The following is a 21,739-nucleotide window of genomic DNA, read 5'->3' as shown; positions in this document are numbered from 1 at the left end:
TTGTTGTTTCAAAAAAAGCCCGTGACGGATCGGTGCCACGGGCGGGGCAATTAGCTGCTTGCCTGAAACTGCGCCAGGGTGGCCGCGCACAGCGCCTCCGACAGGGCCGGTTCGTCCACGGCGCGCGCGAGGATGGTCGTGCCGATCATGGCGCACACCGTCGCCATGGCCTGCGCATGCGCTTCGGGCTGGCCCCAGTTCGGCAACTGGCGCGCGAACAGGTCGATCATTTCCTTGATATGGATGGTGGCGGCGCGTCGCACCTCGGGTGCCTGGCGCGGCATTTCCGAACCCAGCGCCGAGACGGGGCAGCCCACCTCGATGGCGGCGACGTGTTCGGGCGACAGATACGCGGCCAGCATGGCCTGCAGCGCCTGGCCGGGTGGGGCGGCGGCAGCCACCCTGGCCGCCAGCGCCACCGCTTCGGCCCCCGCGCGGTCGCCCGCTTCGGCCAGCAGCGCATCGCGCGAGGCGAAGTGCGCATAAAAGCCGCCGTGCGTCAGGCCCGCTTCCTTCATGATGTCGGCCACGCCCGTGCCCGCATAGCCGCTGCGGCGGATGGCGCGCGTGGCCACTTCGACGATGCGTTCGTGGGTGGCTTCCTTGCGGCTTTGCGCCGACGCTTTTTTGGATGAGTTCTGCATGATGGCCATCATATCGCAATTTTCAACAGCGTGCACGCGAGGTGCTCGGAACAGCTCAGAACAGCCCGGCCGTCCAGTCGGTGAACGCCCGCATCGCCGGCGAGAGAAAGCGCTGATGCGGGTAGAGCAGCGATACGGGCACGGGCGCCGGCCGCCTGTCGGCCAGCACCTCGACCAATGCCCCGGTTTGTAAATGATAGGCCACCAGAATCTCGGCCAGCTGCATCAAGCCGCGGCCGGCCAGGCCCAGCTCGACGTACAGCCCCGTCTCGTTGACGGCGACCGTGCCGGGAAGGGGCACGGCGACGTTGACGCCCTCGTCGATGAAATGCAACTCGCTGCCCCGTCGCGGCGTACCGGAAAAGTAGTGGACGGCCCGGTGTCCCGGCAAATCCTCGAGGCTTGCGGGAACGCCGTGTTCGGCCAGGTAGGACGGCGCCGCGCAGGTGATCCAGCGCAGCTCGCCCAGGCGGCGCGCGACCAGGGTCGAGTCTTCCAGGCTGCCGGTGCGGATCACGCAATCGACGCCTTCCTGTATCAAGTCCACCTGGCGGTCATTGACGCCGATCATCAGGTAGATGTCCGGATAGCGCTGCTGGAATTGCGCCAGCCGGGGCAGGATCACGGCATGGGCGATGCCGCCAGGCATATCGACGCGCAAGCGTCCCTGCGGGCGCTCGCTGGAGCCTTGCAGGCCCGCTTCGGTGTCGGCGATCAGGTCGAGGATCTCGCGGCAACGTTGAAAGTAGCGCTCGCCTTCCGGTGTCAGGCTGAGGTTTCTCGTGGAACGGTTCAGCAGGCGCGTCTGCAAATGCTTTTCCAGCCGCTTGATGATGCCCGTGACCGATGACGCGGGCAGGCCCAGGGTCTCTGCCGCGCGCACGAAACTCTTGCTCTCGACCACGCGGAGGAATACCTGCATTGCTTGTACGCGGTCCATGTGTTGTCTTCGTAGCAGTAGGGGAAACGGCACTATAACCCAACATTGTTCGGTTTTTCCGCATGCTGAAAACGCAGGGCGCTACTTTTTCCCTGTGCTGGCCTGCACTAGACTGCGTGCAATTCATTAACTGCGACAGGAATCAAGCATGTCTGAACAAGCCTCTCAACTGCTGGCTCCGCTGGCTCCGCCCCCGCACAAGATGCTGATCAAAGGCGCCACCATCATCAGCATGGATGGCAAGGTCGGCAACTTGTCCAGGGGCGACATCCTGATTGCCGGAGGCATCATCGCCGCCATCGGCCAGAACCTGCAAGCCGACGGTGCGGAAGTGATCGATGCCACGCAGATGATCGCCATTCCCGGCATGGTCGACACCCATCGCCATTCCTGGGAAGGCCAGCTGCGCCGCATCAACCCGAATGCGGCAACGCTCGAGGACTATTGCAACGCCACGCATTTCTCGTTTGCCAAATACTACCGGCCGCGCGACATCTACGTAGGCAACCTGCTCACGGCCCTGGGCTGCATCGATGCCGGCATCACGACCGTGATCGACAATTCCCACAACAGCCGCACGGCGGCGCACGCCGACGCGGCGGTCGAAGCGCTGCTCGATGCGGGCATCCGCGCCGTGCATGCCTCAGGGGCGCCCGTTTCGGGCGACTGGGACAAGGCGCATTGGCCTGGCAACCTGGCGCGCCTGCAGGAAAAATATTTCAGCGATCCCGACAGCCTGGTGACGCTGGCCATGATGGCGCAGCTGGAACCGGAGCAGTGGGCCGTCGCCCGTAAACTGGGCATTCCCATCGTGACCGAGTTTTTTGGCGCTGGCATGGCGGCCGAACTCGAAGGTCTGCACCGGCAGGGGCTGCTCGGCGGCGACAACATCTTCAACCACTGCACCTGCCTGCCGGAAGCGGGCTGGCGCATCTTGCGCGAGGCGGGCGTGCGCGTCAACGTATGCCCGCGTTCGGATGCCCACTATGGCATCGAAGATGGCATGAACGCCTGGCAGGCGGCGCACCAGCACGGCATACGTCCTGGCCTCAGTGTCGACAACGAGACCTCGTATAGCGGCGACATGTTCATGGAAATGCGCGTGGCGTTCTACCTGCAACGGGTAATGGGGCGACGCCAGGGACATCGCCATGCGGCCGCGCCCACCGATGCCTTCCGCTTGCTCGAGGCCGCCACGATCGACGGTGCCGCGGTGGCGGGGCTGGAACAGCGTATCGGGAGTCTGAGGCCAGGCAAGCAGGCCGACCTGGTGCTGATACGCACGGGCGACCTCAATGTATATCCTGTCAATAACGCCATCGGTACGGTCGTGCACGCGGCTGAGCGCAGCAATATCGATACCGTCATCATTGGCGGGCGCGTGCGCAAACGCGGCGGCGTCGTGCTGGGCGTCGATCAGGCACAACTGCGCGCCGCCATCGACGAATCCTGTGGCCACCTGTTCAGTGCCGCCGGTTACGAGCCAGATCCGTTTGCCGAGTCGTTCGCGCCGATCCACCCGGCGTAGGCAGCGCCCGCTGGACGCTGCCCGTGCCGCGAAGGATCAGGCCAGCTTGCGCTTGCCTGCGGAAACGCGGTTCCAGCCATAGCCGGCGACGATGATGGCCAGGATGGCCGCCTGCGCCAGCAGGGTTTCCAGGGTCGGCAGGATGCCCAGCAGGTCGATGCGCATGAAGTCGACGGGGGTGACGCCGATCCAGCCCGCTTCCTGCAGCGCGGCCACGCCTTTGCCCATCAAGATCACGGCCAGCACGGCCACGAAGGCGGACGTCCACGAGAAGAACTTGCCAATCGGCATGCGAGCGCTCGTGCGCAGCAAGGCCCAGGCGATCACGACCAGCAGCACGATGGCCACCAGGAAGCCGCCCAGCAGGGCGCCGCCATTGCCGTCGGCCGCCAGGGCGGAATAGAACAGCACGGTTTCAAAGACTTCGCGGTAGACGGCGATGAAGGCCAGGGCGAACAGGCCCCAGGCCGAGCGCCGGCTCATCGCGGCCGTGAGTTTCTCGTGCAGGTATTCCTGCCAGCGCCCGGCGCTGCTCTTCTGGTGCATCCACAAGCCCACGCTGAGCAGGACCAGGGCCGCGAATACGGAACCGAGTCCTTCGCTCACTTCACGGCTGGCGCCGCTGATGGTCACCAGATACGTCGCCGCCACCCACGTCAGGCCGCCCGCCACCAGCGCGCTGGCCCAGCCCGCATGCACATAAGGCAGCACGTCCTTGCGCTTGGCCTTGCGCAGGAAGGCGATGATGCCGATCACGATCAGCAGCGCTTCCACGCCTTCGCGCAGCAGGATCGTCAGGGCGCCGACGAAGGTCGTCATCGGGTCGGCCTTGGCGTCGCCCAGTTCCGCTTCCACGTGGGTAAACAGTTGCTGCAGTTTTTCACCGGCCGCTTCGGCGTCGGCCACCGTGCCCTTGGCCACGGCGGAACGATAGGCCAGCATGGCGTTTTCCACGGCCAGCAGCAGGGATTTGTTGCGCGCGCCCACCATCGGTTCGATCGGCTCGAAGCCATCGAGGTAGGCGGACAGGCCCAGGCGCGTGGCGTTCGCGCGGTCGCCCGCGTGCATGGCGGCCAGGCTTTCGGCCAGGCGCAGACGCGACAGCGCCAGACCGGCCGGCTTGTGCGCCTCGGCCTTGTCGGCATGGCTGCGCAGATACGCCGTCAAGGCTTGCGCCTCTTCCGCGCCCAGCTTGGCGGCAACGGCCTCCTGCGTCAGGGTCGTCACGGCGGCCAGGTCCGCGTACAGTTTCTTGGCCCGTGGATCGTCCTGCCACAGTTTTTCGCCGCGCGCGCTGGCCGCCGCATCGTGCGACATGCCGCCGATGTAGAACGCCAGGTCCCAGCGCTCGTTGTCGGACAGCTGGCCGAAACTGGCCATCGAGGTGCCGGCCACGCCTTGCGAGATGACCTGGTACAGCGCCATCAGGCTGCGCGACTGCGCCCGGTCGCCATCCGTGAAGGCGATCGGTTTCGGTTCCAGGCTGGCCGCCAGCGGGCCGTCGCCGCCACCGGCCACGCCGTGGCACGACGCGCACTGGGCCGCATACAGGGCCGCGCCGCGCGCCAGGTTGGGCAGCACTTTCGGCGCCACGGGTATCGGGTAGGCGGCAATCAGCAAGCCGTTTGCGTGGTGCGCCAGGCGCTTGACTTCCACGCCATCGGCCTTGGCGACGACGGCTTTGCGCAGGTCGGCGATGGCGGCGGCAATGGCCGCCTGCGAGGCGTGGGCGGGCAGGGCGGCGATCTGCGTCGTCGCGTTGTCCGTGAAATCGAGCATTTCCGCGTATTCGGCCTCGCTGACCACCTTGCCGTGCTCGACGGCGCCGCTGTAATCGACGGCTACGTAGTCAATCAATTGCCACAACTGCTTGGCGCCAGCGCCGGGATCGGTCGCTTGCGCGTGCGCGCCACCGGCCAGCAACAGGCTGGCGGCCACGAGCGGATAGCACACGAGCCATTTTTTGATAGAACTGAACATGATTCTCATTCTCATTTATCGTCAACCCGGGGACTATAGGACAGACCGCGCGGGGTGTCAACGGCACACGGGCGTTCGCGGGCGTAAATAGCGGGGCATCTCTGTCATACTTGCTTGCTTACCCTGTCAATGAGTTTTGAGGAGCCGTATGTTCATTGTCCTTCTGCATTACGTTCAACCGCTGGCAGCCATCGAGGCTCACATTGAGGAGCATCGCAGTTTTCTTGATCGTCACTATGCCGCAGGGCATTTTTTAGCTTCCGGTCCCCAGGTGCCGCGAACAGGAGGTGCCATCCTCGTGAAAAGCCTGAGCCGTGAGGAATTGGATGGCGTGCTTGCGGAAGATCCCTTCCATCGGGAGCACATCGCGACTTATCAAGTCATTCAGTTCAATCCGAACAAGTTTGCTGTTGGTGTCGAAGCTGTTCTTGGCTGAGCGACAGCCATTGAGCCTGCGGCGTGCCCTGGTCGATATTGCCGACCAGATGCGCAGCAGCGTGGAAAGGAACGGAGGAAGCAGGGCGACTGGCCGCACGCAGGCTTTGCGCACAGCCCTCTGGCGACGGCAATGTCATTGCCGTCGCACGACACGCCGGAATGCTGGCGTGGCGTTTACTTGCCGCTGAAATCGAGCACGACGCGCGCGGCAACCTTGCCGTGTTCCAGGCGGCTGAAGATGTCGTTGATGGCCGACAGCGGCTGCAGTTCCACGTCGGCCTTGACCTTGCCCGTGGCGGCAAAGGCGAGCGCCTCGGCCATGTCCTGGCGCGTGCCCACGAAGGAGCCGCGTATCGTCACGCAATTGGCGACGACGTCGAACAGCGGCGTCGGGAAGTCGCCCGGCGGCAAGCCCACCAGCACGCAGGTGCCGCGCTTGCGCGTCATCGCCACGCCTTGCTGGAAGGCGTCGAGCGACGGCGCCGTGATCAGCACGCCGTGGGCGCCGCCCCCGGTCGCTTCGCGCAGGGCCGCGACGGGGTCGCCCTGGCGCGCATTGATGGTCACTTCGGCACCGAGGGCGCGCGCGTGCTCCAGCTTGCCGTCGTCGATATCGACGGCCGCCACGCGCAAGCCCATGGCCAGCGCATATTCGATGGCCAGGTGGCCCAGTCCGCCGATGCCGGACACGGCCAGCCATTCACCGGGCCGCGCCCCCGTTTCCTTGATGCCCTTGTAGCTGGTCACGCCGGCGCAGATGATGGGCGCCGCCTGCACGGCGGACAGACCCGCCGGGATATGCGCGACGTAGCGCGGATCGGCCAGGATGTATTCGGCAAAGCCGCCATTCTTCGTGTAGCCGCCAAACTGCGCCTCGGCGCACACGGTTTCCCAGGCCGCCAGGCAATGTTCGCAATGGCCGCAAGCCGAGTACAGCCAAGGCACGCCGACGCGGTCGCCCAGCTGCACTTCCGTCACGCCCGTGCCCACGGCCACCACCAGACCGATGCCTTCGTGGCCGGGGATGAACGGCGGCGACGGCTTGACGGGCCAGTCGCCGCGCGCCGCATGCAAGTCCGTGTGGCAGACGCCGCACGCTTCCGTCTTGACGAGGATCTGGCCGGGGCCGGGCACCGGCACGGGCACCTCGCGCAGCACCAGCGGCTGGCCCAGTTGCTCGACAACGGCGGCTTTCATGGTAGTGGGTGTCATGGTATTCCTTATGAAGTGGATAGGCGTAGTGCAGGGCGCAAGCCATGGTCTGCTCGACACAGGCTTGCGTACGGTCACATTCTGCTGCACACGATATAAAAAATGTTTGATCCACATCAACATATGCCGGGAGGGATGAGATAGGCCGAGATATGAAACAGACTTACATTAATTCCATAATTCGACTATTATGGAATAATTGAAAGGGAAACCCACCATGCATGACTTGCCCAACATCAGCGCGGCCCACCTCGACACGCCGACCCTCGACAAACTTGCGCCGCCGGCCGTGTCCACGCATGCGCCGCGCATCCTCTTGCTGTACGGTTCGCTGCGCGAACGCTCGTTCAGCCGCTTGCTGACACTGGAAGCGGAGCGGCTGCTCCAGCATTTCGGCGCCGAGACGCGGGTGTTCGACCCGCACGGCTTGCCCATGGTCGACAGCGTCAGCCCCGACCACCCCAAGGTGCAGGAGCTGCGCGCACTGTCGCTGTGGTCGGAAGGCCAGGTCTGGTGCAGCCCGGAACGCCATGGCGCCGTGACGGGCGTGTTCAAGTCGCAGATCGACTGGCTGCCGCTGGAAATGGGCAGCGTGCGTCCCACGCAGGGGCGCACCCTGGCCGTGATGCAAGTGTCGGGCGGCTCGCAATCGTTCAACGCCGTCAACGGCTTGCGCGTGCTGGGCCGCTGGATGCGCATGGTGACCATCCCGAACCAGTCGTCCGTTGCCAAGGCATACCAGGAGTTCGACAATAACGACCGCATGAAGCCGTCGCCATACTACGACCGCCTCGTCGACGTCATGGAAGAACTGTATAAATTCACCCTGGTGGTGCGCGACCGTTCCGATTACCTGACCAGCCGCTACAGCGAGCGCAAGGAATCCATGCCGCTTGACGTGCGCGCCCTCGCCGCGGCGGCCATGGAGCACGAAACGCCGGGCAAGTAGGCTGTTTTCATCGCGGCCCGCACGCCGCGGCCGCCACTTTACGATGACGCAGTCGAATTCCTGGTTTGAAAGGACAGCATGAAAATCTTGGTGTTTCTTGGCTCAATACGTACAAGCACGCCGCCCCAGCCGGCGCGTCTCGGCGAGCGTGTCGCCAAAGCCTGCGCGGCGCAGTGCAGTCAAGATGGCCACGACGTGGTGCTCATCGATCCATTCGATTACGACCTGGGTGATGTGTTCAAACCGCACTTTTCCTATGCGAAAGGACGCGCACCCTTGCCGTTGGAGCACCTGGCCAGTGAGATTGCCGGCGCCGACGGGTATGTGATGGTCAGCCCCGAATACAATCATTCAATGAGCCCGGCGCTGGCGCATCTACTGAACCATTTTGGAAGTTCCCTGTTTGCTTTCAAGCCCAGTGCCATCGTGACTTATTCGGCAGGGCAGTGGGGTGGCGTGCGTGCGGCAGTGGGCATGCGCGCTTTTCTCTCCGAGCTGGGTTGTTTGCCGGTGTCGGCCATGATCCATATTCCGGCCGCACATACTGTTTTTGCTGCCGATGGCAGTTTTGCGCCTGAAGTCGATAGCACGCGCTGGGTTTCCTATTTCGAGCGCACCTTTTCCCAGCTGACCTGGTGGGCCGAGGCCGCTAGGCGGGAGCGGGAGCGATCGGGAGGAACAGGGCCTTCGCCGGCTTTCCTGCGCGATCCTTCTCAACGCAATGCGCCGTGAGGTCGCATATGGCGAATTATTGCCAGAATGACACCTTGCGGCGCCGTGCATAGTTTACGGCCGAGTTCCTTCCTGCCACTTCACGTCTATTTGGATCCCACTGATGATACGACTTGCCACTACCGCCGATGCCGGCGCGATCGCCACGATTTACAACCATTACGTCAGCAGCTCCACCATCACGTTCGAAGAGCAGGTGGTTGGCAGCGACGAGATGGCCCAGCGTATCGCCGCTGTCGGCGCGCAGTTGCCGTGGTATGTTTTCGAGCGCGACGACGGGATTCTCGGCTATGCCTACGCCACGCCCTGGCGCGCCCGCAGTGCCTATCGTTTTTCCGTCGAATCGACGGTGTACGTGGCGCACGAATGCGTGGGGCAAGGCGTCGGCCGGCAACTGTACAGCGTGCTCATCGATGACTTGCGTCAGCGGCAGCTGCAGGTGGTCATCGGCGGCATCGCACAACCCAACAACGCCAGCGTCGCCTTGCATGAGCGCCTGGGATTCGAGCAAGTGGCCATGTTCAAGCGGGTCGGCCGTAAATTCGACCGGTGGATCGACGTGGGGTATTGGGAGTTGCAGCTACAGGACGAGTAAACGCTACGTTGCTGCTCACCTGGCGGCTTTTCAACAAATCACTTTTCGACACCGAGGTCTCTTAGTGATTTCGGCGCATACAGCGCGCTTTGAAATTCCGGCACGTATTCATATTTCATCATCTTCCCCAGCTTCAATGACTTGATATAGGTGGAGAAGCTGCCGTCGCCCAGCTTCAGGTCGACCGATTCCGCACTCGTGCTCGACGCGTGGCTCAGCTGGCGGGAAGGGCATAGCCATACGTGAGTTTCCCGGTGCCATTCTTGTTGGTGAAGCTGTTGCTCACCACATCGGCCGTGTGCGACAGGTCGGCCAGTTTTTTGCCTGCAAAAACAAAATCGAGCTTGCCTGTTACGCTATCCATGACTTCAAAGGAAACGTTTGCGTCCGTTTCCTTCACCTCGATACCGGTCAGCCACTTGGGCAGATTGTAGCCAACCACGCCACGCACCCTGGCCAGTTCCGTGTTGACGGGAAGCTTGAGCACATAGCCCCAGAAATCACTGGACAGCGACTGGCCCAGTAAAGTGAACGGGCCAAAACTGGTGGTGCCGGGCTTGTTGGTCACAATCGCCAATGAAATTTCATTGTAGCTGTCGTTGTCGCAGTACTCATACGCATAGGCCGTCAATGCCACCGCGCCCTGGCCTGGCCATACTTGCAGGGGCTGGACTTGCTTCAGTATGTCTTCGGGCATCAGCTCCTTCAGGCGCGCGAGGTCCGCTGTAAATACGGCCGTGATCTTGCGGTTCTTGTAATAGAAGTTCGGCGAATACGAATCAAAGCCGATGGACACCTTTTCTTTTTGCATCTCCTTGAACCAGCTCAGGTCAAGCTCCGGCGCTTCCGATGCGATGACGGACAAAGGCGGATTCGAGCGAAAGCGGTCATACAGGCCGCCGGCGGCCACCGGGACGGCATGGCCCGCGATATCGATGATGAGCTGCCTGTTTTCGACAGCGTGTTCCGCCCGGGACGGGCTTGCGGCAATACTCAACACCAGTCCGGATACCGCCGCGGCGATTTTCATGTTCATTGCTTGCACCTTCCATGTTTGATTGGGAAAAATTCCATTAACAGCCGCTATGCATCCGCCGGCGATACTGCCGGTTGCGGATGGTGGTGTCCCATTGCTGTATCAATAGCGCCAGCGCAGGCGCCACGTTGGGCCGGGTATGCTTGCCCTGGCTCAGGCGCCGCAGCTGGTACTTGACCATCGCCATATAGGCGATGGACGAGAGCACCTTGTTTTTCCACGTAATGGCCCGGAGCAAGGGGCTTGCCGATTGATCGGAACGCCATGCTTCAGGCAGCTGCGGGTCGAGTGCCAAGGCCGTTCCCATGCCTGCCATGGCAATGCCGCTGTCCAGCACCTGTTGCACCACCTGATAGCGGCGTATGCCGCCCGTCACCATGATGGGCATGCTGGCCACCGTGGCAATCTCCTTGGCGAACTCGAGGAAATAGGCTTCGCGGGCCAGGGTGCATCCGTCGCGGGTCTGGCCGTGCATGGCAGGGGCTTCATAACTGCCGCCGGACAATTCAATCAGGTCCACGCCCAGGGTATTGAGCATGGAAACGACCTGCTTGGCATCTTCCGAACTGAAGCCGCCTTTCTGGAAATCGGCCGAATTGAGCTTCACGGCGACGGCAAAGCCTTTGCCGACGGCCTGCCGCACCTCGTTGACGACGTCGACCAGCAGCCGCGCCCGGTTTTCCAGCGAACCGCCCCAGCGGTCGGTGCGCTGGTTGGTCAGAGGGGAGAGGAACTGGCTGATCAGGTAACCGTGCGCGGCATGGATTTGCACGCCCGTAAAGCCAAACCGCTCGGCCAGCCGGGCGCTGTTGACAAAGCGCTGTTTCACGTCGGCAATGTCGGCCTCCGTCATGGCGCGCGGCGCCGAAAATTGCCTGGAAAAGTTGCCTAGGTCCATGGGCACAGCTGACGGCGCCATGGTTTCCTGTGCCAGGGCGGCAGGCATCTGGCGCCCCGGATGGTTGATCTGCATCCAGATCTGCGCACCGCGTGAACGGGCGGTGCGCGACCATTGCTCGAAGCGGGCGCCAAATTGCTCGGACTCCAGCACCACGCCGCCGGGCCCCGTCATGGCGCGGCGGTCGATCATCACGTTTCCGGTGATCATCAGGCCGACGCCACCGTCCGCCCACGACTGGTACAGGCGTATCAGCTCGTCCGAGGGCGCGTGATCGTTGTCGGCCATGTTCTCTTCCATGGCGGCTTTGGCAAGACGGTTCGGAACGACGGTCCCATTCGGTAATGTCAGTGCGGTAAAGGGTTTCATGCTGATCTCCAAGGTTGCGATAGCCTCACGATAAGCTTTAAGCTAACTTGAAGGTCAAGTCCTGAATCGGAAAAATTACAATCTCTCTTGCGCCATCATCCGCCGCTTGACATTGAAGCTGGCTTCAAGCTTATAGTTGAGCATGGCGTCCTAATGACACGGACTGGCAAGCACAAAAAATCAGCGGGGAAATGATGAAAATTGGCGAATTGGCCAAGCGCAGCGGCTTGGCGGCCTCCACGATTCGGTTCTACGAATCCAGGGGCTTATTGAAAGCCGTGAGCCGGCAATCGAATGGCTACCGCGACTATCCTCTGGAAGCGGTGGCGGTACTGTCCATCATCAGCGACGCGCAGCAGGCGGGCTTTTCCCTGGACGAAATCAAGCAAGTCTTGCCAGAGGACAGCTCATCATGGAAACATGATGAGCTGATGGCCGCACTGAAAAAGAAGATTGCCGATATCGAATCGCTGGAAGTGCGATTGGCCCAGAACAAGGCCCATCTTTTATCCCTGATTCAACTGATCGATGCAAAACCCGATGATGTGGACTGCAAGGACAATGCCGCCAGGGTCATGGAAAGCATGGGCATAGGCAGTAAAAATTAAATCAAGGAAAGGCAGTCAAGCCTGCGGCAAGCGCATCGACAAATCAGAAATCCACGGCCGCCGACAGTTGCATGCTGCGGGGCGCCGACTGCGAAACGGTGCCATACGAGGCCACGCCGGCCCAGTAATGGCGGTCGAAGGCGTTCATCAGGCCGGCGCGCAAGGTCGTCGCCTTGCCGGCGATGGCCGTGCGGTAGCGCAAGCCCAGGTCGACCTTGGTCCACGACGGCACCGATTGCAGATTCGTCTGATCCACAAACTGCTTGCTGGTGTAGCTGACGGCGCCCGTGGCCGTCAACCCGGGCCAGTACGGCAGATCCCATTCGCCGCCTAGGTTGGCCATCGAGGTCGGCACACCCACGGGGCGCTTGCCCATGGTGGCGGCGTTGTTGGTCTTCACCAGACGCCCGTCGAGCACGGTGATGCCGGCCAGCAGGCGCACGGTCTTGCTGGCGGCGCCGGACAGGTTCAGCTCCAGGCCCCGGTTGCGCTGCTCGCTATCCATGCTGTAGACCTTGCCATACAACTGGCCGCTGGGCTTGGTCACCTGGAACACGGCCAGGGTCGCCAGCACGACGCCGAAATCGGCCTTCGTCCCCACTTCATACTGCTTGCTCTTGTAGGGCGCGAAGACCTGGCCCGCGTTGTCGGCGATGTTCGGGGCGATATCGCCCTTGCTCAAGCCCTCGATATAGTTCGCATACAGCGACACGTGGCGCAGCGGCTTGACGACGATGCCGGCCAGCGGCGTCAATGCGCCTTGCTTGTAGTGCGTGGTCAGCGCGCCGCTGGTGGCGTGGTAGTTTTTCGATTCGACCAGCTGGCGGCGCACGCCCAGGGTCAGCTGCACGCGCTGGTCCAGCATGTCCAGCGTATCGGCCACGGCCAGGCTGGAGAGGGTGGACGCGGACAGTTTCGGCACGCGGGCCGGTGCGGGAATGCCGGGATCGGGCACGGCCACGGGATGGTAGATGTTCGAGGTGATGAGCTTGCCGGAATTGCTCACGCTGCCAAACTCGTCGCGGTAGACATTGCCCATCACGACCAGCGCATGCTCGACGCCGCCCGTGCGAAAGCGCGTGCGCACGCCCGTGTCGCCGCTGGCGCGCCGTACGCGGAATTTCCAGTTCATGGGCGTGACCGTCATGTCGCCGGCCGCGCTGGTGATCGTCGGCGTCTGGTCCGAATAGCGCGACACGTCGGAGCGCGTGCCGCCCACGTCGGCGAACACGGTCACCTTATCGTTCACATCGTATTCGATCTTGCCCAGGGTGGCCAGGTCGTTGGATTTCCACCAGCCCCAGGACTGGGCGATGTTGCGCCGGCCGTCGGGCGCTTCCGGCACGGGCAGGCGCGCGGCCACGAGGAAGGGGCGCGTGGGCGCGTCGATCCACTGGTATTGCTCGATCACGTCGAGCGAGGCGCGCAGCCGCTGTCCTTGGTAGTCGAGCGCGACGGCCGCCACTTCCGCGCGCGAGGTCTGGTGGTCGAGCGGCGTATGGCCCTGGCGGTGCAAGCCATTGAAGCGGATGCCGAAGCGCCGCTCCTCGCCGAAACGGCGGCTGACGTCGATGGCCGCGCCAGCCTGCGAGCCGGATCCGTAATCGACGGTCAATCGCGTCAGGTCGCGCGGCAGCGAGCGTTTCGGCACGGCATTGACGACACCGCCCACGCCGCCATTCGGCGACATCCCGTACAGCAAGGCGGCCGGCCCTTTGAGCACCTCGACGCTTTGCAGGTATTCCGTAAACAAATGGTAATTGGGCGAGACGCCATACACGCCGTCGAACGCCACTTCACTCAAATTACCTTCGTTGAGGGGAAAACCGCGGATGAAAAACGAATCCGTGACGCCGCCGATCTGGCCCGTGAAGCGGGTGGACGGATCGCCGCCCAGCACCTCGGCCAGGGTCAGCGCCTGCTGGTCCAGCATGCGCTGACTCGTATAGCTGTTGACGCTGAACGGCGTATCGAGCAAGTCTTTTTCCCCCAGCATGCCAGAGCGCGCGCTCTTGGCAATCTGCCCGCCGGCATCCGCTTCGGCCTGGCCGGTGACGACCACGGTGGCGAGAGGGTTCTGCACGCCGGCAACTGCTTGCGCGTAGACGGACGGTGGCACGCTGGCAATGAGCAGGCCGGCGAGGATCAGACGGGCGGCGAGGGGATGATGGGCAGGGAATGGAGTTGGGAGTGAGGATGGCATCGATGGCATGGGCGCAAGGTTATAAGAAGAAAAACTGTGCGCACTATACTATAAATGAGAATCATTACCATCTATATTTCGTGGAGTGATGCGCTTTGGTGGCCATGATTCGTGCCATGCGGATGGTGAAGCCAAAATGCAGGACGATGAGTTAATCCTTGGCCATGCCTGGAATCCCACACAGCGAAAATCTCTCAATGATCGCGAGGACATTGAGGAGCTTGATACCAGACTGATGGAGGCACACAGCATCTTAAACGGTTACTTTTTGCAGACTTTCAAGCCTTCCGAGAGGTTGATCCTTCAACACCAAGCGTTTTTCAATCAACTCGACGTCATAGAATCTGTATATGTGTTTGGCCCCTCGCTGTCTGATGTGGACCTTCCATATCTACAAGCGTTATTAAGTGCAACCAAGGTCGCCACTGCCGACTGGCATGTAGCCTGCCGTGAGGAGGTTGATCGGCCGGAAAGACGTGAGCGATTGAATTGGTTGGCATACAAGACCTAGGCCGAATCGAGAATTCTTGATAACATTGAATCTCATTTCCCGGGAGAAACAATGAGCGGCGCAGCAGAAACCACGTATTACACGAATGGCAGGGTAACCGTCACAAATGCCCGTTTCATGGTCGATGGCGAAACTCACGCAATAAGTGGCATTACATCGGTCAAGCTTGAGGTGAAAAAGCCGAATAGGGTCTTGCCTGCGGCGCTCATAATTTTTGAATTATTGGCGCTGACAAGTGGCAAGAACTTGACAAACCTGTCTATCTGGCACTGGGCCATTATCTTGCTTCCGGGAATAATCTGGATGTGTTTTCAACGAACGCACTATACGGTCACGCTTGCAAGCGCTTCCGGTGAGCGCCGTGCTTTGAAAAGCAAGGTAAAGCCGTTCGTAAGCGAGGTGGTCGAAGCGATAAATCAAGCGATTGTGCGTCGAGCTTAACCAGTAAAAGCCCGCAAATCGCGGGCCTTTACATTATGGTGTTCATGGCCAGTCGGGCATGCCGTGGGCGGGACGGGCGCTCCTTGATGGCGTCGAATAGGTCGTGCAGCTTCGCAGGGCGCACCTTGGCGGCCACGTCATAGCCGCGCACGTAGTTGGCAAAGGCGCGGGGGCTGAGGTGTAGCGGCGCGACGGCGGCAACCCAGTCGTACAAATCGTCCTCAATGACGGCAATCTCTCCGAACAGGTCGATTGCTGGCTGGCGTAGCTGGTAGGAAAAATAAGCTGCTGGCGGCTTCGGCTTGCGGCGGGTTGTTGTCTTTTTCATTCGGATATAAATGCCCGGCGACTTAGCAAGGCCATGCGGGGAATAGAAGGGTGTTTGGCTTTACGTAATTTCGTGAAAGTTAGACTTTTTCGAGGAGTTGAATGCAACACTTTGATTCTCCACTACTTTATAATTTTACATAATATAAATTATGCGAAGTTATGGATGGATTCGTCAAATCCCTCATTTTGCAACTTGTACAATCGCAAATGCGATTTCGGCCTTCTACGCACGGCTGTGGCGCTATAGTCTTTCCTTCGCGCCTCGATGCACCGCCCAGCCCGCACACAGCGCACACGTTCGCCTATCTTTGGTATTGGCTCTGTTCGAGTTCGCTTTTGGCTGCTGCTTTGCGCCGCGCTTCGCAGTCCGTCCAGCACGCCCGCCGACCTGTCAATGCGTGCCACTACGGCCGCTGTTCCAAAACGAACACGGTTGCGCGGCGTGCTCTGGCGTATTCGGCTGGCGATGTGGCCAGGCTGCCTGCGCCGGTAATTTCAATGCCCCAGCGTTTCGATGGCGCATGCGTTGCCAGGCATAGCGCTGCCGATGCGGCGCGTTGCAGGCTAAGCGCGTCGTTGGCGGCCGGCGTGCCGCGCTCGTCGGCGGCGCCGGCAATCTGCACGCGCTGGGCGTTCGGGGACACTTTTGTCACGTTCGCGGCGAGCCGTACGCAGTCTTGCTGCCTGGGCGTCGAACTACCCGTCGCAAAGCTGATTTCGGCCGCCAACGTCCATTTTTCGGGGCCGCCGGCGGCGACGGGCTGGTCGCGCTCGTTCTGGCGCTTGATCTCCTGGGCAAGGTCGGCCACGGCGGCGGACAGGCGATTGACGGTCTGCGGGTCTGGCGGGATGAACACGGATCCTGTCGGCGGCGTCGTGATGTGCCCGCATTTGATGGTCGCCGGGCCCATGCAATCTTGCCGCAAGTCCCCTGCCGCCACCTTGGCGTCCATCACGTCGTCGCGCCGGGCGCCGTTGGCGACGGCGGCGTCGAGGACCGGTGCGGCGCTGCCCGGTTTGCCCACGGCCTTGAACATCGCGTTCAAGACGCTGGCTTTTTGTTCCAGCGCCGTTTGATAGGTGTCATAGTCGATCGAACCGCTCCAGAAGCCGACGCAAGCCGAATAGCCTTCCTGGACCTTCTCCCTGACCAGCGGCGCAAACGCAACGGGTTTGATGGAATAGGAACCGGCCAGATAGATGCCGGTCTTGCCGAGCGGTACCTCAAGCAGCGTCTTGCAGCCATCTTCAAACGCGGCGCGCAAGCCCTGGCACATGTTTTCCGCCAGCGGATGCACGGCCGGCTCGATGCTGCAGCGGCCCTCGTGCTGGAAACCCGCATACAGCGCGAGGGCCGCCGGGATGATCACTTCCAGGTAGGGACTCATTATTTGGCGACCGGGCCGGCGGCCACGGCGTTCTCGCCGCCGGACACCGTGCATGTGACGGCCGGCGCATGCTTGCTGGCGTCGCGGGCGTTGACCAGGCGCTGGCCGCCCGCCTCGTAAATCTGCTCGAGCATCAGGCGCAGCGCCTGGGCTTCGTCATACTTTCCCATGCCCAGACCGATGACAATCGCGCGCGTCTGGTCGAGCGCTGGCCGGATGGCGACGGAAAAATCGTCCTTGGTCAGACACACTTTGGCAGCCGAACTTACTGTTTTCGTCCCGCTTGCCGCGCTTCCTTTTTTCCACTCCACATCCACTTCCTTGATGTGCAGGAAATCATAGTAAGGAATCGCAGCAACAAGCACGACGGAATCAATCTCATGGCGCTTGTTTGAAAAGCTGGCGTTGACGGCCGCTTTATGCGCCTTTTTTTGCTCGGACAAGCGCGCCAGCTGCTGCTCGTACTGCGCCGCATCGTAGGCGGGCCAGGCATTGATGCCTCTGGAAATCTCCTCCATATATCGCTCATGCACCTGCGTCATGGCCGCCTGGTCAGGCCGCGCGGCAAGTTCTTCCAGGATGCACAGGCGCTGCGCGAACAGGGTTTTGACGAGGGCTTCGTCACCGACGCCCGTTGAGCTCCACCTGGACGTGATGGGATTCATTTCCTTGCCCTCGATGACAGGCTTGAGCTCGAACGCCAGCCGGCCATCCTTTCCCGTGATGCCAGGACAACTACCTTGCGCGTTGCCGACCAGCTTTTTTTGCTGGGGAGTCAACTCGGGAGTCAAACTTGCACAACCGGCAAGCATGGCGCTTGCGGCAATGGCACAAAGCCACAAAATCAGCAGGCGCAGTGTTTTCATTCTTATCCCCTGTGTGAGGCAATAACAATATGCGCTACGATACGCCGAAGATGGACGTGGAAATACGTTTATTGTCACAATGAAAATCTACAACAATTGTCACCGTGGCCGGGCAGACGCTGCCGCAACCGCCCACCTCCCTTCCCCGCCCTGCTCCCGGCGCCATTCATGGCACCATACCAGCACGCCAGAAAACAGCCACTGGTATGGCCCGCATCGCCGGTCTACCAGGGAAAGATGGCAACTGGTATTGTGATCTTGCGCAAAGAATAAAACCAGTTGACTACCACCTGCAATGCTTGCACTCTGAAAAATCGGACGGTGTCCAGCCGGCCGGCAAAAAAATACACAAGGAGACGCAATGAACCGGACAGTCATGAATACCCTCATCATTACCCTCTTCGGGGGAACGTTGGCGGCCTGCGGCGGTGGCGGCGACGGATCCAGCGCAGGCGCAAGCCAGCTGCTGGCCGGCGCCACGCAAGCGGTCGCCTGCTACACGCCGTGGAACAGCGGCACGGCCTACAACGGCGGCGGTCAGGCCAGCTACAACAACGTCAACTACACCGCCAATTGGTGGACGCAAGGCAATAACCCGTCGATCAGCAGCGGCGGCGCCGGCAGCGGCCAGCCCTGGACGGCGGTGGGAGACTGCGGCACGCCGACACCAACTCCTACGCCAACTCCGACACCCACGCCTACCCCAACACCTACGCCGACTCCCACCCCGACACCCACCCCGACACCGACGCCAACTCCGACACCTACTCCGACTCCAACTCCGACGCCTACCCCTACCCCCACGGGCCTGGCGAAACATGCGCTGATCGGCTACTGGCACAACTTCACCAACCCCAGCGGCGCCACGTATCCGATCAGCCAGGTCAGCGATGACTGGGACGTGATCGTCGTCTCGTTCGGCGACAACGCGGGCGGCGGCAATGTCAGCCTGACCATCGATCCGGGCGCGGGCACGGAAGCGCAATTCATCGCCGACGTGGCCGCCAAGCGGGCCAAGGGCAAGAAAGTCATCCTGTCGCTGGGCGGGCAAAATGGTTCCGTTTCCGTCGGCAACACGGCCGAAGCGACGAATTTCACCAACAGCCTGTACGCCATCATCACCAAATATGGCTTCGACGGCATCGACCTGGACCTGGAAAACGGCGTGGCGCAAGGCGCGGCCATCCAGACCTATCTGCCGATCGCCGTGAAAAACCTGAAAGCCAAGGTCGGCAGCAGTTTTTACCTGTCGATGGCGCCGGAATGGGTGTACGTGGAAGGGGGCTACACGAGCTACGGCAGCATCTGGGGCGCCTACATTCCCATCATCAACGCCCTGCGCTCGGAGCTGACGGTGCTGCACCCGCAGTACTACAACAATGGCGATATCTATACGCCGTACGCCACGGGCGCCATCAAGGCGGGATCGGCCGACCAGCTGGTGGCCACGGCGCGCATGCTGATCGAAGGATTCAATTACGGCAGCAACACCTTCGCCGGCCTGCGTCCGGACCAGGTGGGCTTTGGCGTACCGTCGGGGCGCAGCTCGGCCGGCTCGGGTTTCACGACGAATGCCGACGTCAGCAACGCCCTCAATTGCCTGACGCGTTTGCTCAACTGCGGCACCATCAAGCCGCTGCAGGCGTATCCGGACTTCCGCGGCGTGATGACGTGGTCAATCAACTGGGACCGCCACGATAACTATAATTTCTCCGTGCCGACGAAGACCGTGCTGAAGACCTTGCCGTAACAGCCTTGGCCCCACTGCGCATGCGAGCTTTGCCGCTTACATGCGCAGCGCCATGCCCTGGCGCAACGCCTCCCCTCCCCCTTGCGTCCGCTTGACGCCATCCATGGTGGCGACCAGCAAACCGGCCACTTGCGCGGCAGTCGCGTCCACCCGGCGCGGGATGTGCCCACAGCAGGGGCAATTGATATTTCTCAACCCATAGCTTCAATCTATGAGTCCAGTTGAAAAATTTTACTTTCTTTTGTAAATGAGAATCGTTACTATCTAAATCAAGGATAAGCGAATTCAACAGAAAGGAGCATCCCTTGTTCACCGCCATCAAAACATTCAGCCAGGTCTGCACGCACATGTCGATCGCCTTCGGCCTCGCCTACTTGCTGACGGGGTCGCTGGCACTCGGAGGTCTGGCCGCCATCATCGAACCGATCATCAACGTGGCCTTGTTGCCATGGCATGAAAAAGCCTGGCATGCGATCCGCCGCCGCTATGCCGCCAGCCGCCTGGGCTTTGCCGCGCTGGCCGGTGAAAAACTCAGCCAGACGGCCCTGCACATGGGCGTGGCTTTCGGCGTGATGTACTGGGCCACCGGTTCCATGGCGTTTGGCGGCTTGCTGGCCGTGGTCGAGCCGATCTGCAACGTGATCGTGCTGCCCTTCCACGACCGGCTGTGGGAAAAAGCCCGCTTTCGCCTGGACGGCCGCGGCACGGCGCCGTTGGCGACGCTGCCCACCTGATATTTTCCCCCCAAGAACAGGGACTGGGGTCGGACCCGGCGGGTCCGACCCCGGCTTCTTGCCGCTGGCCAAAGCCGCTATGGTGGCCGGTTTCAGCCGCCTGGAAGGCATGCTTACACCTTGCCCGCCCAAACAGGCGGACGCCGCTGCAGCCACGGCGCCGCCCGCTCCAGCTGTCCCGCCAGCCGGAGCAAGATCCCATCGTTCGCATAGCCCGCCATGAACTGCATGCCGATCGGCAAACCGTCATTCGACATGCCGAGCGGCACGGACATGGCCGGCAAGCCCGCCACGTTCGCCAGCGGCGTGTACGGCGCATGCTCGAACAGGCGCGCCGTCCAGCCAACACCGTCAAGTTTTTCCTCGTCTTCGCCATAGCGCCCCAGTTGCCATGGCACATCCGGCATCGTGGGCGTGAGCAACACGTCGTACTGGCCGAACAAGGCGCCGGCCTGGCGCGTGACGATGTTGCGCACGTCGAGGGCGGCCACGAAATCGACCGCCGAAACCGTCTGTCCATGGCGGTAGCAGGCCAGGGTCGCCGCTTCCAGGGTGTCCGGCGACACGGCGCGCCCGCTTTCCTGCGCCAGGGCGTCTATCCACGGCACCAGGTTGGCGCACCAGATGCTGGCGTTGGCGTACACGAACGCTTCCCACGACACGCCCAGCGCGGGCGACACTTCTTCCACGTGGTGGCCCAGGCTTTCCAGCAGGCGCACGGTGGCATCGAGCGCGGCATTGATGGCTGGCACGGGAGGCGCGCCATTGCAGGCGGCGCGCTGGACGGCGATGCGCAGCTTGCCCGGCGCCACGCTTACTTGCGACAGCCAGCTGTGGCCGGGCGCAGCCGTCACATAGGGCTCGCCTGGCAGCACGCCCTGCACACAATCGAGCAAGGCGGCGCTGTCGCGCACGGTGCGGCTCACCCCCAGCTGCACGCCCAGGCCACTGAAGATTTCGTCCATGGCGGGGCCGTTCGACACCCGTCCCCGGCTCGGTTTCAAGCCGAACAGGCCCGTCGACGCGGCCGGCACGCGGATGGAACCGGCCGCATCCGTGGCATGGGCCAGCGGCACGATGCCGGCCGCCACAGCCGCCGCCGCGCCGCCGCTGGAGCCGCCCGCGCTCAATGCCAGGTTCCAGGGATTGCGCGTGGCGCCGTACAGCACGGGCTCCGTGGTGGTGGCAAAAGCCATTTCCGGCGTGCTCGTGCGGCCAAAGGTGATTAGCCCCGCCTGACGGAACTGCGTCATCAGGTGGGAATCCAGCGCGGCGACGTGGCCGGCGCCCAGGCGGCTGCCCGCTTCGCTGCGCTGGCCCGCCATGGTGACGGCCACGTCCTTGATCAGGAAGGGCACGCCGGCGAACGGCGCCGCGTGGTCAATGGCCGCCACATCCGCCGGCCACAGTTCTACCACGGCATTGATGTGCGGGTTGACGGCGGCGCAGGCGCGCATGGCCGCATCGTGCAATTCGGCGGCGGAGACAGTGCCATCGCGCACTAGCTGGGCCAGTCCCAGAGCATCAAAGCTTGTATATTCATGGAGTTGCATCGGTTAGTTCCTGTAAAAGATGAAGAGTGAAAAT

21 protein-coding genes are annotated in these 21,739 nt (G+C 62.2%); 10 read left to right on the top strand and 11 right to left on the bottom strand.

Annotated features, from left to right (window positions below):
* Positions 1 to 50 precede the first annotated feature (50 nt).
* Positions 51 to 653 (bottom strand): TetR/AcrR family transcriptional regulator, encoded by a 603-nt coding sequence (locus BLU39_RS00555; RefSeq protein ID WP_092709775.1) that lies wholly within the window; start codon positions 651 to 653, stop codon positions 51 to 53.
* 46 nt (positions 654 to 699) lie between these two features.
* A complete protein-coding gene (locus tag BLU39_RS00550) occupies positions 700 to 1,584 on the bottom strand; it encodes a LysR family transcriptional regulator (protein ID WP_092708213.1) in 885 nt (294 codons plus the stop codon).
* A gap of 148 nt (positions 1,585 to 1,732) precedes the next feature.
* On the opposite strand from BLU39_RS00550, the gene BLU39_RS00545 reads away from it, so the two are divergent.
* Positions 1,733 to 3,112 carry an amidohydrolase family protein gene (locus tag BLU39_RS00545; RefSeq protein WP_092708210.1) on the top strand — a complete coding sequence of 460 codons (1,380 nt, stop codon included), beginning with the start codon at positions 1,733 to 1,735 and terminating at the stop codon, positions 3,110 to 3,112.
* 36 nt (positions 3,113 to 3,148) lie between these two features.
* Here BLU39_RS00545 and BLU39_RS00540 read toward each other — a convergent pair whose 3' ends face one another.
* Positions 3,149 to 5,092, bottom strand: coding sequence for a cytochrome c/FTR1 family iron permease (locus BLU39_RS00540; RefSeq protein WP_175539174.1), 1,944 nt, complete (start codon positions 5,090 to 5,092; stop codon positions 3,149 to 3,151).
* A gap of 148 nt (positions 5,093 to 5,240) precedes the next feature.
* Between BLU39_RS00540 and BLU39_RS00535 the strand changes: the two genes are divergently transcribed.
* Entirely contained in the window at positions 5,241 to 5,528 is a 288-nt protein-coding gene (locus BLU39_RS00535) for a YciI family protein (protein WP_092708204.1), read from the top strand.
* 176 nt (positions 5,529 to 5,704) lie between these two features.
* Here the strand turns inward: BLU39_RS00535 and BLU39_RS00530 are convergent, their stop codons facing one another.
* Entirely contained in the window at positions 5,705 to 6,742 is a 1,038-nt protein-coding gene (locus tag BLU39_RS00530) for a zinc-dependent alcohol dehydrogenase (protein ID WP_232731080.1), read from the bottom strand.
* Positions 6,743 to 6,959: 217 nt separating this feature from the next.
* Between BLU39_RS00530 and arsH the strand changes: the two genes are divergently transcribed.
* The 3 genes from arsH to BLU39_RS00515 all read left to right on the top strand — a co-directional run bounded on the left by arsH (position 6,960) and on the right by BLU39_RS00515 (position 9,018).
* On the top strand, positions 6,960 to 7,691 hold the full coding sequence (arsH, locus tag BLU39_RS00525) for an arsenical resistance protein ArsH (RefSeq protein WP_092708198.1): 732 nt from the start codon (positions 6,960 to 6,962) through the stop codon (positions 7,689 to 7,691).
* A 78-nt stretch (positions 7,692 to 7,769) separates the two neighbouring features.
* The gene (locus BLU39_RS00520) at positions 7,770 to 8,423 is read left to right on the top strand and encodes an NADPH-dependent FMN reductase (protein WP_092708195.1); all 654 of its coding nucleotides are present in this window, start codon (positions 7,770 to 7,772) and stop codon (positions 8,421 to 8,423) included.
* 103 nt (positions 8,424 to 8,526) lie between these two features.
* The gene (locus BLU39_RS00515; protein WP_092708192.1) at positions 8,527 to 9,018 is read left to right on the top strand and encodes an arsinothricin resistance N-acetyltransferase ArsN1 family B; all 492 of its coding nucleotides are present in this window, start codon (positions 8,527 to 8,529) and stop codon (positions 9,016 to 9,018) included.
* Positions 9,019 to 9,232: 214 nt separating this feature from the next.
* Here BLU39_RS00515 and BLU39_RS00510 read toward each other — a convergent pair whose 3' ends face one another.
* Positions 9,233 to 10,054: an acetoacetate decarboxylase (ADC) gene (locus BLU39_RS00510; protein WP_217635036.1), complete on the bottom strand. Its 822-nt coding sequence runs from the start codon at positions 10,052 to 10,054 to the stop codon at positions 9,233 to 9,235.
* Positions 10,055 to 10,091: 37 nt separating this feature from the next.
* Positions 10,092 to 11,321, bottom strand: a complete 1,230-nt coding sequence (locus BLU39_RS00505) for an NADH:flavin oxidoreductase/NADH oxidase family protein (protein WP_092708189.1) — start codon at positions 11,319 to 11,321, stop codon at positions 10,092 to 10,094.
* A gap of 191 nt (positions 11,322 to 11,512) precedes the next feature.
* On the opposite strand from BLU39_RS00505, the gene BLU39_RS00500 reads away from it, so the two are divergent.
* A complete protein-coding gene (locus BLU39_RS00500; RefSeq protein ID WP_232731079.1) occupies positions 11,513 to 11,929 on the top strand; it encodes a MerR family transcriptional regulator in 417 nt (138 codons plus the stop codon).
* Between the two features lie 43 nt (positions 11,930 to 11,972).
* On the opposite strand, the gene BLU39_RS00495 is transcribed toward BLU39_RS00500, so the two are convergent.
* Positions 11,973 to 14,132, bottom strand: a complete 2,160-nt coding sequence (locus BLU39_RS00495) for a TonB-dependent receptor (RefSeq protein ID WP_254788838.1) — start codon at positions 14,130 to 14,132, stop codon at positions 11,973 to 11,975.
* 88 nt (positions 14,133 to 14,220) lie between these two features.
* Between BLU39_RS00495 and BLU39_RS00490 the strand changes: the two genes are divergently transcribed.
* Together BLU39_RS00490 and BLU39_RS00485 are read left to right on the top strand one after the other, a co-directional pair.
* On the top strand, positions 14,221 to 14,643 hold the full coding sequence (locus BLU39_RS00490; protein WP_092708184.1) for an AbiH family protein: 423 nt from the start codon (positions 14,221 to 14,223) through the stop codon (positions 14,641 to 14,643).
* 51 nt (positions 14,644 to 14,694) lie between these two features.
* Positions 14,695 to 15,084 carry a DUF6232 family protein gene (locus tag BLU39_RS00485; protein ID WP_092708182.1) on the top strand — a complete coding sequence of 130 codons (390 nt, stop codon included), beginning with the start codon at positions 14,695 to 14,697 and terminating at the stop codon, positions 15,082 to 15,084.
* A 28-nt stretch (positions 15,085 to 15,112) separates the two neighbouring features.
* On the opposite strand, the gene BLU39_RS00480 is transcribed toward BLU39_RS00485, so the two are convergent.
* The 3 genes from BLU39_RS00480 to BLU39_RS00470 all read right to left on the bottom strand — a co-directional run bounded on the left by BLU39_RS00480 (position 15,113) and on the right by BLU39_RS00470 (position 17,668).
* Entirely contained in the window at positions 15,113 to 15,412 is a 300-nt protein-coding gene (locus BLU39_RS00480) for a hypothetical protein (protein ID WP_092708180.1), read from the bottom strand.
* A 406-nt stretch (positions 15,413 to 15,818) separates the two neighbouring features.
* Entirely contained in the window at positions 15,819 to 16,802 is a 984-nt protein-coding gene (locus BLU39_RS00475) for an OmpA family protein (RefSeq protein WP_175539172.1), read from the bottom strand.
* Positions 16,802 to 17,668: a hypothetical protein gene (locus BLU39_RS00470; protein WP_139178084.1), complete on the bottom strand. Its 867-nt coding sequence runs from the start codon at positions 17,666 to 17,668 to the stop codon at positions 16,802 to 16,804. Before BLU39_RS00470 ends, BLU39_RS00475 begins: the two co-directional genes overlap by 1 nt.
* Positions 17,669 to 18,044: 376 nt before the next feature.
* Here BLU39_RS00470 and BLU39_RS00465 point away from each other — a divergent pair, with 376 nt between their 5' ends.
* Both BLU39_RS00465 and BLU39_RS00460 read left to right on the top strand, forming a co-directional pair.
* Positions 18,045 to 19,418: a chitinase gene (locus tag BLU39_RS00465; RefSeq protein ID WP_254788836.1), complete on the top strand. Its 1,374-nt coding sequence runs from the start codon at positions 18,045 to 18,047 to the stop codon at positions 19,416 to 19,418.
* Between the two features lie 305 nt (positions 19,419 to 19,723).
* Positions 19,724 to 20,152 (top strand): DUF2061 domain-containing protein, encoded by a 429-nt coding sequence (locus tag BLU39_RS00460; protein WP_092708171.1) that lies wholly within the window; start codon positions 19,724 to 19,726, stop codon positions 20,150 to 20,152.
* A gap of 113 nt (positions 20,153 to 20,265) precedes the next feature.
* On the opposite strand, the gene BLU39_RS00455 is transcribed toward BLU39_RS00460, so the two are convergent.
* Complete coding sequence (locus BLU39_RS00455; RefSeq protein WP_092708168.1) at positions 20,266 to 21,705, bottom strand: amidase; 1,440 nt, start codon at positions 21,703 to 21,705, stop codon at positions 20,266 to 20,268.
* Between the last annotated feature and the right edge of the window lie 34 nt (positions 21,706 to 21,739).

Origin of the sequence: Janthinobacterium sp. OK676 (assembly GCF_900103595.1) — a bacterium.
In the GTDB taxonomy this organism is placed as follows: domain Bacteria; phylum Pseudomonadota; class Gammaproteobacteria; order Burkholderiales; family Burkholderiaceae_D; genus Janthinobacterium.
This window is presented reverse-complemented; position numbering and strand designations above follow the sequence as displayed.